At 39.4% G+C, this 16,844-nt stretch carries 15 protein-coding genes; 8 read left to right on the top strand and 7 right to left on the bottom strand.

The window, feature by feature from the left end; all coding sequences use genetic code 11:
* Positions 1–5: 5 nt before the first annotated feature.
* Positions 6–245, bottom strand: coding sequence for a hypothetical protein (locus DEU42_RS11510; RefSeq protein ID WP_114758453.1), 240 nt, complete (start codon positions 243–245; stop codon positions 6–8).
* Between the two features lie 391 nt (positions 246–636).
* Here DEU42_RS11510 and DEU42_RS11505 point away from each other — a divergent pair, with 391 nt between their 5' ends.
* Both DEU42_RS11505 and DEU42_RS11500 read left to right on the top strand, forming a co-directional pair.
* Complete coding sequence (locus tag DEU42_RS11505) at positions 637–1,986, top strand: ammonium transporter (protein WP_114758452.1); 1,350 nt, start codon at positions 637–639, stop codon at positions 1,984–1,986.
* Positions 1,987–2,068: 82 nt separating this feature from the next.
* Entirely contained in the window at positions 2,069–2,593 is a 525-nt protein-coding gene (locus DEU42_RS11500; protein WP_114758451.1) for a nuclear transport factor 2 family protein, read from the top strand.
* A gap of 124 nt (positions 2,594–2,717) precedes the next feature.
* Here the strand turns inward: DEU42_RS11500 and DEU42_RS11495 are convergent, their stop codons facing one another.
* Positions 2,718–3,659 carry an L-threonine 3-dehydrogenase gene (locus DEU42_RS11495; protein WP_114758450.1) on the bottom strand — a complete coding sequence of 314 codons (942 nt, stop codon included), beginning with the start codon at positions 3,657–3,659 and terminating at the stop codon, positions 2,718–2,720.
* 239 nt (positions 3,660–3,898) lie between these two features.
* On the opposite strand from DEU42_RS11495, the gene DEU42_RS11490 reads away from it, so the two are divergent.
* From DEU42_RS11490 to DEU42_RS11480, 3 genes are all read left to right on the top strand, one after another.
* A complete protein-coding gene (locus DEU42_RS11490; RefSeq protein ID WP_114758449.1) occupies positions 3,899–4,564 on the top strand; it encodes a hypothetical protein in 666 nt (221 codons plus the stop codon).
* A 57-nt stretch (positions 4,565–4,621) separates the two neighbouring features.
* Positions 4,622–7,939, top strand: coding sequence for a transcription-repair coupling factor (gene mfd, locus DEU42_RS11485; protein WP_410501020.1), 3,318 nt, complete (start codon positions 4,622–4,624; stop codon positions 7,937–7,939).
* Between the two features lie 193 nt (positions 7,940–8,132).
* Positions 8,133–8,525: a hypothetical protein gene (locus DEU42_RS11480; RefSeq protein WP_114758447.1), complete on the top strand. Its 393-nt coding sequence runs from the start codon at positions 8,133–8,135 to the stop codon at positions 8,523–8,525.
* Between the two features lie 51 nt (positions 8,526–8,576).
* Here DEU42_RS11480 and DEU42_RS11475 read toward each other — a convergent pair whose 3' ends face one another.
* From DEU42_RS11475 to DEU42_RS11455, 5 genes are all read right to left on the bottom strand, one after another.
* Complete coding sequence (locus DEU42_RS11475; protein ID WP_199509088.1) at positions 8,577–9,668, bottom strand: MBL fold metallo-hydrolase; 1,092 nt, start codon at positions 9,666–9,668, stop codon at positions 8,577–8,579.
* 70 nt (positions 9,669–9,738) lie between these two features.
* Positions 9,739–10,317 carry a TetR/AcrR family transcriptional regulator gene (locus DEU42_RS11470; RefSeq protein ID WP_199509087.1) on the bottom strand — a complete coding sequence of 193 codons (579 nt, stop codon included), beginning with the start codon at positions 10,315–10,317 and terminating at the stop codon, positions 9,739–9,741.
* 100 nt (positions 10,318–10,417) lie between these two features.
* Positions 10,418–11,077, bottom strand: a complete 660-nt coding sequence (locus DEU42_RS11465; protein WP_114758446.1) for an aspartate kinase — start codon at positions 11,075–11,077, stop codon at positions 10,418–10,420.
* A 233-nt stretch (positions 11,078–11,310) separates the two neighbouring features.
* Positions 11,311–11,670, bottom strand: coding sequence for a YraN family protein (locus DEU42_RS11460; RefSeq protein ID WP_114758445.1), 360 nt, complete (start codon positions 11,668–11,670; stop codon positions 11,311–11,313).
* On the bottom strand, positions 11,670–12,572 hold the full coding sequence (locus DEU42_RS11455; protein WP_233506662.1) for an LD-carboxypeptidase: 903 nt from the start codon (positions 12,570–12,572) through the stop codon (positions 11,670–11,672). Before DEU42_RS11455 ends, DEU42_RS11460 begins: the two co-directional genes overlap by 1 nt.
* Before the next feature lie 198 nt (positions 12,573–12,770).
* Here DEU42_RS11455 and metG point away from each other — a divergent pair, with 198 nt between their 5' ends.
* The 3 genes from metG (at position 12,771) to DEU42_RS11440 (ending at position 16,832) form a co-directional block, all read left to right on the top strand.
* On the top strand, positions 12,771–14,834 hold the full coding sequence (gene metG / locus DEU42_RS11450) for a methionine--tRNA ligase (protein ID WP_114758443.1): 2,064 nt from the start codon (positions 12,771–12,773) through the stop codon (positions 14,832–14,834).
* A 163-nt stretch (positions 14,835–14,997) separates the two neighbouring features.
* Entirely contained in the window at positions 14,998–16,389 is a 1,392-nt protein-coding gene (locus DEU42_RS11445; protein ID WP_114758442.1) for a serine hydrolase, read from the top strand.
* A gap of 128 nt (positions 16,390–16,517) precedes the next feature.
* Positions 16,518–16,832 carry a hypothetical protein gene (locus DEU42_RS11440; protein WP_114758441.1) on the top strand — a complete coding sequence of 105 codons (315 nt, stop codon included), beginning with the start codon at positions 16,518–16,520 and terminating at the stop codon, positions 16,830–16,832.
* Positions 16,833–16,844 lie beyond the last annotated feature (12 nt).

The following is a 16,844-nucleotide window of genomic DNA, read 5'->3' as shown; positions in this document are numbered from 1 at the left end:
TGGTTTTAATGAAGATCTATCCTTAGTTTGTTGCCGGTAAAAGCTTCAATTGATTCCTGATAGTCTACCTCGTCCCAGTTGGTTTCTTCGTGCATGTCTTCGAATTCTTTTGCCCAATGGATAAATTCGGCAATGTCTAATCTGGAGTCACCTGAGAAGAAACCCCTTTGCCCCGCAATAAATGCGATGTCGGCAATGGCTTCGAAGAGTTTAAAGTCTTCGACGGTGTGTTGCAATGTGTTCATAGTAATGGATGCGATTGATTGGTTTATCGATGTACAATTTTAAAGAATTACCGAACATAATACGCCTGCTTCTTTAACAAGTTATTAACATTAACATTTCTGTTCGTTTCTTTTTTTGCCTTAATTATCAATAGTTTACACCACAATTATTTTGCCAAATTTTAACAATTGATACTATTACGCTTTTTTCGCACAAAACAAGTCACTAAATTGTGACTGCATCTAATTGCAAATTTGTTGAATTGTAAATAACTGCTTTGGTTTTTACTTGTTGATTCAAGAAAAAAGGAAGCAAATTAGAACAGTAAATTAGAAATCCCCTAAAAATAACACCTAAATAAATTTTAAGAAGTATATTTTATAATTTTACCCCTATAAATTATAGGGTATAATGGAGAAGAAATTAGAAAAACGTTGGATTTTTGCTTTTATCATCACAACTGCTGCTGCCATCACCGGCCTTTTTTGGGATCACGCCACAGTAACCGAAAAATCGTCGCAGTTTAATGGCACCGACGCAATCGTTCCGGCAGATGTTGCCTGGCTGCTTACGGCTTCCTGTCTTGTATTATTAATGACCCCCGGACTCGCTTTTTTCTATGGGGGGATGGTAGGCAAAAAGAATGTAATCTCTACCATGTTAAAGAGCTTTATATGTTTAGGTGTAATCAGCCTGTTATGGGTAGTGATTGGCTTCAGCCTTTCGTTTGGTAGTCCGTTGGGTATTGAAATTGGCGGAACGCATTACGGCCTTATAGGTAACCCTTCCGATTTTGCTTTTTTTGATTATGTAGATGAACATCCGCATGCTAAAATGGCAACTACTATACCTTTTATATTATTCGCACTTTTCCAGATGAAGTTTGCCATCATCACTCCGGCTATTATTACCGGCGCCTTGGCTGAACGTATCCGATTCATTTCGTTCCTGCTGTTTATATGTCTGTTCTCCTTATTAATATACGCGCCTTTGTGCCACATGGTATGGCATCCTAACGGACTGCTGGGCAGTTATTTTCACGTGAAAGATTTCGCGGGCGGAACCGTAGTGCACATGAGTGCCGGATTTGCAGCTATAGCAGGTGTGCTGTGCCTGGGGAAACGTAAAAACCTTGAATACATCCCTACTAATATTCCGTTTGTATTATTAGGCACAGGGATGCTTTGGTTTGGGTGGTTTGGCTTTAATGCGGGATCAGCACTGGCGGCCAATCATACCGCTGCAATGGCTTTTGCCACTACAACTATCGCTTCAGCTTCGGCAATGCTGACGTGGTCGTTCTTCGACAGGCTGAACGGAAGAAAAGTATCGGCTCTGGGTGCCTGTATTGGTGCTGTTGTAGGCCTTGTAGCCATTACCCCTGCCGCCGGATTTGTATCGGTTCCAAAAAGTATCTTCTTTGGTTTTGCAGCAGCTATAGTATCAAACACTATGGTAAACTGGAAATCTCTTAAACGTATTGACGACACCCTTGATGTATTTGCCTGCCACGGTGTGGGTGGTATCATGGGAATGATACTGACTGCAATTTTTGCCGAAGGTGAAGACGCAAGCCTGCTACATGGCGGATGGCATATTTTTGGCCACCACATGATGGCAATGATACTGGTTGCTGCCTTCTCTTTCTTCGGGGCAATGCTGTTATATAAAGTTACAAACTTCTTTATTCCTCTGCGTGTATCAGAAGAAGCGGAAGAGCTTGGACTCGACCTTTCTCAACACAATGAGATGTTGGGGTAAATAAAAAAAACTATATAAAGAATCTTAATATAACTATTAAGGTTCTTTTTTTATTTTAGCAGTATAATCAATCATCAATAGAATGAAAAAAATTGCACTTCTATGTTCGGTACTATCACTAGCCATTAGTACTTATCTGTTTACAAAACCTGCTGAAGTAAACACTGCTGACGAAACAAAAGTTATAAATACCATGCTTGACAACTGGCACGCAGCAGCGGCAAAAGCAGACTACAATGGATACTTTGGCAAGATTGCCGAAGACGGTATTTACATTGGCACCGATGCAACCGAAAACTGGACAAAAAAAGAATTTGAGGCCTTCTCAAAACCTTATTTTGATAAGGGCAGAACATGGGATTTCAAAGCGCTGCAACGCAATATCTTTTTTAGCAAAGATGGTAAAACGGCCTGGTTCAATGAATTATTGGACACACACATGAAAGCATGCCAGGGGTCGGGTGTGCTGGAAAAAACCGGAAAAGAATGGAAGATAAAACAATATGTACTCTCTATGACTTTTCCTAATGACAATATCGAAAAAGTGCTTCCTTTAAAAGCAGAGTATGAAGATGCTCTGATTGAAAAACTAAAAGCAAAAAAGTAGGCAGTATTCAGTCGCAGTTTGCAGTTAGCTTCACTCAAACCTATAAAACAAAACGCAGATAAAGATTAATCTCTATCTGCGTTTTTTTATGTTGTCAGGTAACTTAAAACCCTAAAACCAATTACTATTTAACACTAAGGTGTTCCAGCATATCAACCGTCATAGAATTCAGGTCAAAATCATGTTTCCAACCCCAATCTTGTCTTGCGCTGCTGTCATCAATGCTTTGAGGCCAGCTGTCTGCAATTTTTTGTCGGAAGTCCGGTGCATAGTCAATAGTGAAATCCGGGATTTCTTTTTTAATAGCCTCAGCAATTTCTTTTGGTGTGAAATCCATTGCTGAAAGGTTATATGACGAACGTATTTTAATGTTCTCTGCAGGTGCCTGCATGATTTCTACTGTAGCACGGATAGCATCATCCATATACATCATTGGAAGCCTTGTCTCTTCACTAAGGAAACAAGTGTATTTTCCGTCAGCAAGTGCTTTGTGGTAAATATCAACAGCATAATCAGTAGTACCACCACCCGGAGGTGTAGACCAGCTGATAAGGCCAGGGTAACGGATGCTTCGGATATCTACCCCATAAATGTTATGGTAGTATTCTGCCCATCTTTCGCCCGATTGCTTAGAAATACCATATACGGTAGACGGTTCCATAACTGTATACTGTGGTGTATTTTGTTTAGGAGTTGTTGGGCCGAAAACCGCAATACTCGAAGGCCAGAAAATCTTTTTGATCTTCCCTGCTTTAGCAAGATTAAGCACGTGGAAAAGTGAGTTCATGTTAAGATCCCATGCAAAAGCAGGATTCTTTTCGGCAGTAGCCGAAAGCAGCGCCGCCATAAGATATACATCTTCTACGTTATTTTGCTCAATTACAGTTTCTATCTGGTTAAAATCAAGGGCATTTACTACCTCAAATGGCCCCGAAGCCACAAATTCAGGATCTCCTTTACGTATATCTGAAGCAATAACAGCATCAGTACCATATACTTCCCTAAGTTTTTTTGTCAGCTCAGTACCAATTTGGCCACAAGCGCCTATGATTAAAATTTTTGCCATGTTAGTTGTATTTACAGACCACAAATATACTGCTTTACCATTATGAATTTCACTCTCTTAAACCCCTATTGTAACATTTTTTTAAAAGATTGTGATTTGTAAAGCTGTCCTGATGCATTATCCTGAAAAAACCGCTCGCGTTTTCCGTAAAAAGTAAATTAAAAATGTTTCTAAAGAATTAATCTCAGGCAGGAACATATTAGTAAACATTCGTAAATTTGCTACTTCAACAATCAAACATGAAATACCTGAAACTCATTGTGGTTTGCTGTTTTTCGGCAGTACTTTTTTCCTGTAAGGACGACGACGCTCAACGACGTGCCGAAACAATCCGAACTGAAAAACAAAACGACTCTATTTTAAAAGTGATAAGCGAGAACTGGAGGTTTAATGTTCCTCCTGTAAATGATAAGGTTGCAGCCCAAATTTCGGGTTGGAACGAGTGGCAGCAATTTCATAACGAACTGATGCAAAAGCCCACCGGTTCCTTAAGTGCTTACAGACAAAAAGCAAAGACCCTTGTTGCAAAAGGAGAGCAGCTTGACACAAACATTCCCGGATTTTTCAACAAGCCACAGATACGCAGCCGTATCAACGGGCTTAACACCAAAATTAAATCGCTGTACACTTATATAAACATTGCGGTTATACCTGATAAAAAAGTGGTGTCGCTTATAAAAGAAATTACTCACGAAACAACCTCGCTGCAAAACCAAATGAGCGAAATGGTAATTTTGAGCGAAATTCCGAAAGAGATAGGGGAAGAAGAAATGTTAAGGGCACTTGATACTACCCGCATGGCTAATCCGGGTATGCAGCCACAGTCGCAGCCGCAATCTTTACCTACGCCTAATCAGCAAATGCGAACATTTACACCAAGACCGGGACCTGCACAAAATAACTGATTATAAAGAACCACATTGAAACCTGAAATTTTAGATAAATACGGCCAGTCGGTTAAAATAAAACAAATCGTTAGTGCCTTACAGCAACGCGAAAACAAAATACATGTAAAAGGGCTCTTGGGCTCGGCATTGTCGTTTGTCACCGATCCACTTTTCCGCCAAAGCGAATTGCCGTTCCTTCTTATTCTTAAAGACAAAGAAGAGGCCGCTTATTACCTTAACGACCTTGAGCAGCTCATTGGCAATCAGGATGTGCTGTTTTATCCGGGTTCATTCAGGCGTCCTTACCAGATTGAAGAAACCGATAACGCTAACATACTATTGCGATCGGAAGTACTTAACCGTATCAATTCACGTAAAAAACCTGCAATCATTGTTTCGTATGCCGAGGCTCTTTTTGAAAAGGTAGTTACCCGAAAAGAACTCGAAAAAAATACGCTGAAAGTTGCCGTAAGCGATCAGGTTTCTATAGACTTCATCAATGAGGTATTGTTTGAATATGAGTTCCGACGTGTAGATTTCGTAACCGAACCGGGAGAATTTTCTGTTCGTGGTGGTATCGTCGATGTATTCTCATTCTCAAACGACAATCCTTACCGTATAGAATTCTTTGGCAATGAGGTAGACAGCATCCGTACGTTTGATGTTGCTTCGCAGTTATCCCTCGAAAAAAAGAATAAGATTACGGTAATGCCGAATGTTGAAAACAAGCAGCTGCAGGAAAACCGTGAAAGCTTTCTGGAATACATTAACGAAAAAACGGTTATCCTTATTCGCGATACCGATGCCCTTTTTTCTAAGCTCGATGTTTTATTCAACAAGGCTAACGAAGCTTTCGATAAGCTTTCGAAAGACATTAAGCATGCAGCACCATCAGAGCTTTTTCTTGATCAGGAGGCTTTTATAAAAAAGGCGCTCGATTTTACCATTGTCGAGTTTGGTACCAAACCAATATTCAGAACACAAAAAACTTTTGAATTCCATATTCAGCCTCAACCGTCGTTCAACAAACAGTTTGACCTTTTACTCAATAACCTGAGCGACAATCACAACAATGGCTTTAAAAATTATATCTTCTGTTCTAATGAGGCGCAGGCCAAACGCTTTCACGACATTTTTGAAAGCCTGGATGAAGCCGGACATGAAGATTTCCGCAAACAGTATAAGACTATAGTCTTCCCTATCTATGAAGGTTTTATAGATGAAGAATACCAGATTGCCTGTTACACCGATCACCAGATATTTGAACGCTACCATAAATTCAGCATCAAAAACGGCTATTCTAAAAAAGGAGCCATTACGCTAAAAGAATTAAATTCATTATCTGTTGGCGATTATGTAACCCATATCGACCATGGCATCGGAAAATTTGGCGGGCTGCAAAAAATACAGGTAGAAGGAAAGACACAAGAAGCCATTAAGCTGGTATATGCCGATAATGACATTGTGTATGTAAGCATCCACTCGCTGCATAAAATATCCAAATACAACGGCAAAGACGGTGCTCCACCAAAAATATATAAACTGGGCAGCAATGCCTGGAAAGTACTTAAACAAAAAACTAAAGCACGTGTTAAGCACATTGCCTTTAACCTTATTCAGCTATACGCCAAGCGCAGGCTTGAAAAAGGTTTTCAGTATGCGCCGGACAGCTATTTGCAGGCCGAGCTGGAATCATCTTTTATTTATGAGGATACACCCGATCAGATTACGGCTACCCGCGATGTAAAAGCTGACATGGAAAGCGAACGCCCTATGGACAGGCTTGTATGTGGCGACGTAGGTTTCGGTAAAACCGAGGTAGCCATTCGTGCCGCATTTAAAGCTGCCGATAACGGTAAACAGGTTGCCATATTAGTACCTACAACCATACTGGCATTTCAGCATTTCAAAACATTTAGCGAAAGGCTTAAAGATATGCCGGTTACGATAGGCTATCTTAACCGTTTCCGAACAGCAAAACAAAAATCGGAAACCCTGAGAGATCTTGCCGACGGAAAACTCGATATCCTTATAGGTACGCACCAACTGGTAAATAAAAATGTACAGTTCAAAAATCTGGGGCTTTTGATTATCGATGAGGAACAAAAGTTTGGCGTAAATGTAAAAGATAAGCTTAAGACGATAGCTCAAAATGTAGACACCCTTACCCTTACCGCAACACCTATACCAAGAACACTTCAGTTCTCGCTTATGGCTGCAAGGGACTTGTCTGTAATTACTACACCCCCACCTAACCGTTATCCTATAGAAACGCAAGTGGTAGGCTTTAACGAAGAAATTATTCGTGATGCCATTTCGTATGAGATACAACGTGGCGGACAGGTATATTTTATTAACAACCGTATTGAGAACATTAAGGAAGTTGGCGGAATGATACAGCGCCTTGTTCCGGGGGCAAAGGTAGGTATTGGCCACGGCCAGATGGATGGTAAAAAACTCGAAGAACTGTTGCTTGATTTTATGGATGGCCAGTTTGACGTACTTGTTGCAACCACTATTATTGAAAGTGGTCTCGACGTACCAAATGCCAATACTATCTTCATTAACAATGCCAATAACTTCGGTTTGTCCGACCTGCACCAGATGCGTGGACGTGTAGGCCGAAGCAATAAAAAAGCTTTTTGTTACTTTATCACGCCTCCTTATTCGGCAATGACCGAAGACGCCCGCAAACGTATACAAGCCTTAGAGCAGTTCAGCGATTTAGGCAGTGGGTTTAATATTGCCATGAAAGATCTTGAAATTCGTGGTGCGGGAGATTTGTTAGGCGGTGAGCAGAGCGGATTCATTAATGAGATTGGTTTTGACACTTACCAAAAGATTATGAACGAGGCTATTGACGAACTTAAGGAAAATGAGTTTAAAGACCTTTATGACGACGGAGAAGAACAAACTGAAAAAGAATATGTAAAAGAAATTCAGATTGATACTGATTTTGAATTGCTTTTTCCTGACGAATATGTAAACAATATTACCGAGCGACTTAACCTGTACAACGACCTTGCTGCCGTTAAGAACGAAGAAGAGCTCATTGCTTTTGAAGCTAAACTGACCGACCGATTCGGGCCTTTGCCTAAACAGGCTCAGGCGCTTATGATAAGTATGCGCATTAAGTGGCTCGCTACCAAAATGGGTATTGAAAAACTGGTACTGAAACAAGGTAAAATGGTCGGTTATTTTGTAGGCGATCAGCAATCCGACTATTACCAGTCGGGGGCTTTCCATAAAGTACTGCAATTTGTACAAAGACATCAGGGAGTTGCAAAGATGAAAGAAAAACAAACCAAAAACGGACTGAGGCTGTTGCTTACTTTTGAGAATGTAAAATCACTTAAAAAAGCACTCGAAATGCTTGAATTGGTATTTGAGTAAATAGCCCGTATATCAGCAATAAAAAAGGGAAGAGCTTTTGGCTCTTCCCTTTTTTATTTATCAAATTATACATCTTAAAATCTTCTTAAGCTCTCCTTAAAATCGGTTAAACTAAAGTTAAATCCTACATTTTAAGAATGTTTAAAAAACCTGAAATCTATATTTGCGACCAATAACAATTAAAAAATATTTTATGAAAAATCCATTGATTTATGTGTTTGCGGTAATTATGTCGGCAGTATCGCTAACCTCATGTTCAGATGATGATGACAAAAAACCGGTATCATCTTCGAGAGAAATTAAGTACGAAGTAACAGGTTCGACAACTGCTACAGACATGAGCGCAACCTATACTGCTAATGGTGGAGGTACATCTGCAGATATTACTTCTCTGCCATGGACATATACTTATACTGCAGACAGCGATACTTATGTAGGAGGTTTTAGCTTTTCGGCAATAGATGCACAACCCGGAGATAAAGTAACCCTTAATGTATATCAGGGTGAAACAAAACTAAAATCTATAGAAGGTACCGCAGATTCAGACGGTATTATAGTTGCTACGGTTTCGGCAACATTTAATTAGAAGAAAGCTATCTAAAAAAAACGCGTTTAAGATATCTTAAACGCGTTTTTTTTATTCTAATCCTTTCCACCATTCGGCAAAGGTCTCCTCTTTCTCAAAGTTTACCTTTTGCCCAATCATCGGTGTAATCAGGGGTATATTTTGTTTTTTTGCTTCTTCCGAAACCCTTATTATAGGCTCATCCCAGTCGTGCAGTGCGAGAGCAAACTTTGCCCAGTGCACTGGCATTAGCTTTTTAGCCTTTAGTTCCTGCGCTGCTTTTACTGTTTCCTCCGGCATCATATGTATGTATTTCCAGGACTCATTGTATTGACCACATTCTAATATTGCTACATCAAAAGGTCCATATTTATCACCTATAGCTTTAAAGTGTGAATCATATCCCGAGTCTCCACCAAGGAATAAATTTTGGGTAGGCGTCTTTAGTACAAAAGATGCCCATATAGCTGTATTGCGTTTAAAGGTACGCCCTGCAAAATGACGCCCCGGTGTTACATGAACGCTAAAGCTCTCACCCATTTCAACAGTTTCATACCAGTCGCGTTCAATTACGGAGTTCATGTCAAAGCCCCAACGCTCAAAATGCTCACCTGTACCAAGCCCGGTAATAATTTTACTTACTTTTCCTTTAAGCTTCATTACCGTTTCATAATCCAGATGATCCCAGTGGTCATGGGAAATAAACAGAAAATCAATTTTAGGAAAATCATCCGCAGAATACACATCGGCTCCGGCAAAAGCCTTTGTAGTAAAACTTATAGGAGAAGCCGAACCGCTAAATACAGGATCTACCAGTATGGTTTTTCCATCAACCTGAATAAAGTATGATGAGTGACCAAACCAAACAATTATATTCTCTTTAGGATCGAGATGAAGTAAATCCGTTTTCTGTGAAGGCAGTGCCGCCTTAGGTTTACTTCTTTTGCTTTTTCCAAAAAAGAATTTCCATAGTACATTACTCATACTTACTCCTTCGGCCAAATCGGGAGTATGTCTCAGGTTCTGAAATTGTCCGTCTTTATAGTTTGGAGAAAGCTCTATTTTCTTTAATCGCTCTCCGGTTGGTTTACGCCCAAATTGGGGCGTTTGCATAAAAAGTATAACTCCGGCAACCAGTAAGGCCAGTATTATTAATAGTGTCATAAATATTTTTTTTATTCTTTTTTTCATCATTCAACAATAGACTGACTAATCACTCTATATAAATTAAAAATTAAGACAGCATTTTCCAAAGCATATCAAAGCTGTCTTTAATTACCTCTTTTTGTTCTTTTTCGTTAAGTTGCGCTTTGCTTAGATATTGGTTAAGCCCAAAAGTGTGGCTGGTAAAAAGAGTCATAATATAATTTACATCTCTTTTTTTAATAGCCTTATCCTTAATTGCTTTTTCAATCTGCTCACATGTTTTTCCGCTAAGCCTTTCAATTTCTTCTGCCGGTACAAGTGAAGCGAAAGGAGAGCTATGGAATTGCTGAATAAAAAGGAATTCATCGCGATGCTTCAACGACCATAGCATAACCTGTAAGTATTGGTTCCTGAAATTCTTTTTGACACTTTTCTCTTTCTCAGAATGGGCCTCAACATATTCGGACATCCTGGATTTTATATCAATATAAAGGGATACTATAAGGTCTTCTTTTGTTTTATAATAATGAAAAAGCGTTCCATTTGCAACGCCGGCCTCTTTAGCAATCTTACTTGTAGGGGTGCCATGAAAGCCATTCTCGGCAAACAGCCTCAAGGCTGCCGAGAGTAAATCTTTACGCTTATCATTTACAGATTGACTAATCACTCTACAAAGATATATTAAAAAACAATATGTAATACATTAAGAGTATAAAAAAGACAAAGCCCTCTTAAAAGAGGGCTTCAAATATTGTTACTATCTTATTTTAAAGATTCTTAAGGTCTTTGATTACCTTAAAGGCAAGGTCTACCTCCTGCTCGCTTACCAAAATAGTAAATTCGTAAGATGTCGAGATTACCTCAGAGATGATGATACCTTCCCACGCCAAACGTTGAAAAATGTAGTAATAAACACCCGGGGTAGAAATATTCTCTTTTGGCAGTTTGACAGTTATAGAAGCAAGATCTTCTGTACGCTCAATTTGTTTCTCATCTGCAAAAAGCCTGTCTACGACAGCATTCATTGATGAACTTACCACAATATTCGTTTCGTTTACACCTCTTGACGAAGTATAAAAAACTTCAGGATTAGCATTTATGTTAGCAATAAGTTCGGCCTGTTTGGCAAGAATAGTATCAGACACGGCAAAGGTATAATCAGTAAGCGATGAACGAACTGTTATTTCGCCTATAGCTCTTAATACTTTTATGATTTTATGATTTACCCTAAAGTCAAGATCTTCGGACAATCTTTTTAACGACATTACTACAGCACCCTGTTTAACATCTTTACCAAGTTCCTGCTCCAGCTCCGGCATCATATTTCGCGCCAATGACGTAAGGTTTATAATACCCTGCGACAATGCGCTCAGCAAAAATGGTTTTGTTTTAATGTAGTGTTCTACTACGGATGAGATCGTCTTCATAGCCTAATTAATTGATTATGTTGCAACTTTGGTTGGCAAATATAAAAATAAAACATTTTGTTACAAATATAACAACTCAAAAAAGAACATTTTTTATAATTCAAGTATTTTTTTACGAAAATGCAATGAATTAAGCAGATTCAGGGTATTGCGAAAATAACATTTTTTTAGATAAAGTTAACATTTTAGGTTCTTTTTTTAATACCGCAAGAAAAAATAACAATCCTGTTTTCTTAAAAATGAAAAAAGGCATCTTCCAGATGCTCGATCTCATATACATTCCCGTTTTTGTAAACCGAGATAATATCAAACCGCACATCAGCATCCAAATCGTTTTCAATTACATATTCATTTACCGCTTTAACCAAAAGCTGGATCTTTTTAGGCTTAACAAAATCCTGAGGCAGTCCGAACTCTAAAGAAGAACGTGTTTTTACCTCAACAACAGCAAGAATATTGTCCTTTTGAGCTATGATGTCAATTTCTGCTTTCTGGAAAACATAATTACGCTGTAAAATACTATATCCATTCTTCTGAAGAAATTCGACAGCTTTTTCTTCACCTGTCTTTCCAAGGTCGTTATGCTCTGCCATTAGTCAAAGGTTATTTTAGTTCCTGAAGCTGAAACATCGAGTGTAATTTGTTTTCCAAAAACAAGTGCCCTGTTATCTTTAATATGACCGGCAGGGAAGTTAAAACAAATCGGGATATTGTACTCTTTAGTAATATCCTGAATAATTTCCAGTGCGTCATGCCCCCAGGGAATGTCGTTATCCCTCATCTTGGTCATGCCGCCTATTATTATACCCTTTACATCTTTAAAATAACCATTACGTTTAAGGTTCATCATCATACGGTCGATATGGTACAGATACTCATCAAGGTCTTCAATAAAAATGATCTTCCCTTTATAATCTGCTTCAGATGCAGATCCCATTATGCTATAAAGCACCGAAAGGTTCCCCCCTATCAGTTCTCCATGTGCCTTTCCGGTTTTATTGAAAGTGTGTGGTTCAATATTGTATTCGATCTTACCTCCCATAAGTCCTTTACGCAACCCTTCGATAGCTTCGGGCGTAGCCCCCTTCACACTAATACAGGCAATAGAATGCAGAGTTGCAATATCAAAATTATTAACATGGCTATGCATCACGGTAAAGTCACTAAAACCTACCAGCCATTTGGGATGCTGTTTAAATTTGGTAAAATCGAGCCTGTCAATCATGCGCACGGTACCATAGCCACCTTTGGCTGTCCAGATTGCTTTTATGTTAGGATTATCAAGCATATTCTGAAAATCCTGGGCACGTTGCCAGTCCTGCCCGGCAAGCTGGTTATTATCAAGCCCAACCGTTTTACCTATCACTACATTAAGACCCCAGCTTTTTAAAAGTTGTATAGCCGGTTCTAATGGAGCCATATCTACTTTTCGGGCTGTAGCCAAAATACCAACCGTATCGCCTTTTTTAAGGTAAGGCGGAATTTTTACAGACATTTGGGCTTGTAATGTTATCGATAAAAGTAAGAGTAATGATAAAAAGATTCTTTGCATTGCTTTTTGGCTATACCACAAATATACACAAAGGTTTCCGAATGGATTTACTCATAAAATAATTCGTAGTACTGGTGCAATTCGTGGCGAAATTTTTAAGCCATTATTTCGTACTTTTGCATTTCTAATAAAATGAACCCGATGTTACAAGATCCAAAAAGATATACTGTTACTGCCGCTTTGCCTTATACTAACGGTCCCATACATATAGGCCACCTTGCAGGTGTTTATGTTCCCGGAGATATTTACTCACGTTTCCTGAGGCTTCAGGGTAAAGACGTGGCGTTTATCTGCGGAAGCGATGAGCACGGGGTTGCCATATCTATGAAAGCTAAGAAAGAAGGTATTACGCCACAGGAGGTAATAGACAAATACCACGCTATCATTAAGCAGTCTTTTGAGGATTTTGGCATCTCGTTCGATAACTATTCGCGTACGTCTGCAAAGATCCATCATGAAACAGCATCGGAGTTTTTCAAAAAGCTGTACAACGAGGATAAATTCATAGAAGAAGTTACCGAGCAGCTTTATGATGAAAAAGCGGACCAGTTCCTTGCTGACCGTTTTGTAACCGGTACCTGCCCTAAATGCAGCCACCCGGATGCTTATGGCGACCAGTGCGAAAATTGTGGTACATCGCTTAATGCTACGGATCTTATCAATCCTAAGTCAACCATAACAGGAACAACACCTGTGCTAAAATCTACAAAACACTGGTTCCTTCCATTAGATCAATATGATGCATTTCTTCGCGAATGGATACTGGAAGGCCATAAAAACGACTGGAAGCCTAACGTATACGGTCAGGTAAAATCATGGCTGGAAGACGGGCTTAAGCCACGTGCGGTAACCCGTGACCTTGACTGGGGTATCCCGGTTCCTGTAGAAGGTGCCGAGGGTAAAGTGCTTTATGTATGGTTTGATGCGCCTATCGGATACATCTCATCTACTAAAGAATGGGCTGCTCGTGAAGGCAAAGACTGGGAACCGTACTGGAAAAGTGCCGATACCAAACTGGTTCACTTTATCGGGAAAGACAATATTGTTTTCCATTGCGTGATATTCCCTGCAATGCTTAAAGCCGAAGGCTCATATATTATGCCGGATAACGTTCCTGCCAATGAGTTCCTGAACCTTGAGGGCAACAAACTGTCTACTTCTAAAAACTGGGCAGTATGGTTACACGAGTACCTGCAGGATTTCCCGGGCCAACAGGATGTATTGCGTTATTCGCTGACTGCTACGGCACCTGAAACTAAAGACAACGACTTTACCTGGAAAGATTTTCAGGCAAGAAACAATAATGAGCTGGTAGCCATCTTCGGCAACTTCATTAACCGTGTGGTAGTACTTACCAATAAATATTATGAAGGTGTAGTGCCTGCACCCAATGCTTACAGCGATGTGGATGAAGCTACGCTTACCGAAATGCGTGCCTACCCTGCCGTTATCGCATCATCAATTGAGCGTTACCGCTTTAGGGAAGCGCTTACCGAGCTTATGAACCTTGCCCGCCTTGGTAACAAATACCTGGCAGACGAAGAACCTTGGAAAGTGATTAAGGAAGATCCGGCACGTGTACAGACACAAATGTATGTGGCGCTGCAAATAGCTGCTGCATTATCAGTACTATCTGAGCCGTTCCTTCCGTTTACGGCTGCCAAACTTAAAAATATGCTGGCTATAAGCGAAGGGTCATTGAACTGGGACGATATTTCTGTAAAATCAGACCTTCTTGTTGCAGGTAGTACAATAGGCCAGGCCGAGTTGCTATTCGCTAAAATAGAAGACGAAACGATACAAAAACAAATAGACCGCCTTGAGGCTACCAAAACAGCCAACAAAGCAGAGAATAAAAAAGCTGAGCCTCAAAAAGACCTAATCCAGTATGATGATTTTGCGAAAATGGATATCCGTACCGGAACTATCTTAGAGGCTGAAAAAATGCCAAAAGCCAACAAACTTCTGGTTTTAAAAGTAGATACCGGTATTGATGTGCGTACTATTGTTTCGGGTATTGCCGAGAGCTTTACACCGGAAGAAGTGGTAGGAAAGCGTGTTACTGTATTGGTTAACCTTGCACCTCGTGCCCTTCGCGGTGTAGAAAGCCAGGGCATGATACTTATGACGCAAAACGCCGAAGGCAAAATGGTATTCGTTAACCCTGATACTGATGGTGTAGGGAATGGTGAAGTGATTAGTTAATAATACTTTTTTGTAAAACATATGAGGGCTGTATCAAAAATGATACGGCCCTTTTTAATTGTTTAAAATGAGTCTGACGATGGAATTCATTTACATAAAACTTTTACTACACAACTGTAACATCATCCTAAAATAATCGTCTTATTATTAAACCTTAACCAACATGAAAAAAATTTTACTGCTCACATTATTGTCTTATATGGGCATTGCCAATGCTCAGGATAGTCGTATACAAAAAATTGACAGCCTTTTTACATCGCTTTCCGCTAAACAGGAATTCAATGGGAATGTACTTATCGCCGAAAAAGGGAATGTAATATACAAGAAGAGCTTTGGCTTACGTGATGAAACCAAAAAACTGCCGCTTGATGATAATTCGATTTTTGAACTTGCATCAGTATCAAAACAGTTTACAGCGATGGGCATAGTGCTTTTAGAACAAAAAGGCAAACTGAAATATGATGACCCGATTGCCAAATATATCCCTGAGCTGGGTTTTTATAATGAAATTACCGTAAGGCAACTGCTAAACCATACCGGTGGCTTACCTGATTATATGCAGCTGATAGGTACAAAAGGAGATACCACTAAGATAAACACCAACAAAGACATCATTACCCTGTTTGCGAAGGAAAAACCGGCAGCAGATTTTACGCCGGGCAGTAAGTTTGACTACAGTAATACCGGTTATGCATTGTTAGCATCAATAATAGAAAAAGCATCAGGAACAACGTATGCTGATTTTTTGGCTGACAATATTTTTAAGCCACTAAAAATGAATAATACTTTTGTATACACCCGCAGGCTTGCTCCTAAAAAAATTGACAATTATGCATATGGCTACGTATTTGATGCCAACCATAAAAAAATATTACCTGACAACGACCCCAATAATAACTATGTGATATGCCTTGACGGAATAGTGGGAGACGGTACTGTAAATTCAACTACAACTGACCTGTTGAAATGGGACAGGGCCCTATATACCGATAAGCTTGTTTCTAAAAAATCACTTGAACTTGTATTTACGCCACCTGTATTACCTGACAACGAGAAGACAAATTACGGATTTGGCTGGATGGTAAACAAGTCTGATGATTATGGCAAGATCGCAAATCACAGCGGAGGGTGGCCGGGCTATGTTACCTTTATTGAAAGGGAGATGGATAATGACAAGACAATAATAGTATTACAAAACAACGAAACAGGATTATCTTTTACGAATAATGTACGTCGTCTGTTATACGGTAAATCGCCGGTAATTGTTAAAGATACCCATACAGAAATTACTCTTAAGGAAGACCAACTTAAATCTTTTGTAGGCGAGTATGAACTTCAACCGGGTTATAATATGGCTATTACATTTGATAATGGACAACTCTACACCCAATTACCCGGCCAGCAAAAATTCCCAATTTTTCCTGAAAGTGAGAATACTTTTTTCCTGAAAGTGGTAAAAGCCCAACTGGTATTTGAAAAAAACGACAAAGGTAGTGTTACTACAGCCATCCTAAAGCAAAATGGCAATGAAATGGCTGCTAAAAAAGTAAAGTAGTTATACTATCGTTGTCTGTTAATAGCATGAAAAAACACATAAAAGTCATCCTGAAAAGGATGGCTTTTTATTTTAGAACACAAAAAGAAATTCCTAACTTTATGTAATACAACACTAAACACCACATTATGAACAACAGCACCAAAAACTTTCTCATCTTTATGGCTGTGGTTTCATTGTTATTTATACTTGGCGATGTTTTTTTGTGGGTAAACATTACCAATGGCTACAATGCGTCACAGTATCAAAGTGCTTACCTTAATCAGTATCCGGAACAGGTTAGAAATCTTAAAGGATTAAGTATACTGCCTATACTCCTGCTGGTATTCGCTTCTTTTATCTTTATCCGCTCTGCCAAAACTAATTTTATCAAGATAACCACAGCTACTATTGCTACAGCATTAGCTTTAATCATTATCTGGAAAATGTTTACGCTGCTTTAAGTGAATCGCTTA

The sequence above is a fragment of the Flavobacterium sp. AG291 genome (assembly GCF_003350375.1).
GTDB lineage: Bacteria > Bacteroidota > Bacteroidia > Flavobacteriales > Flavobacteriaceae > Flavobacterium > Flavobacterium suzhouense.
This window is presented reverse-complemented; position numbering and strand designations above follow the sequence as displayed.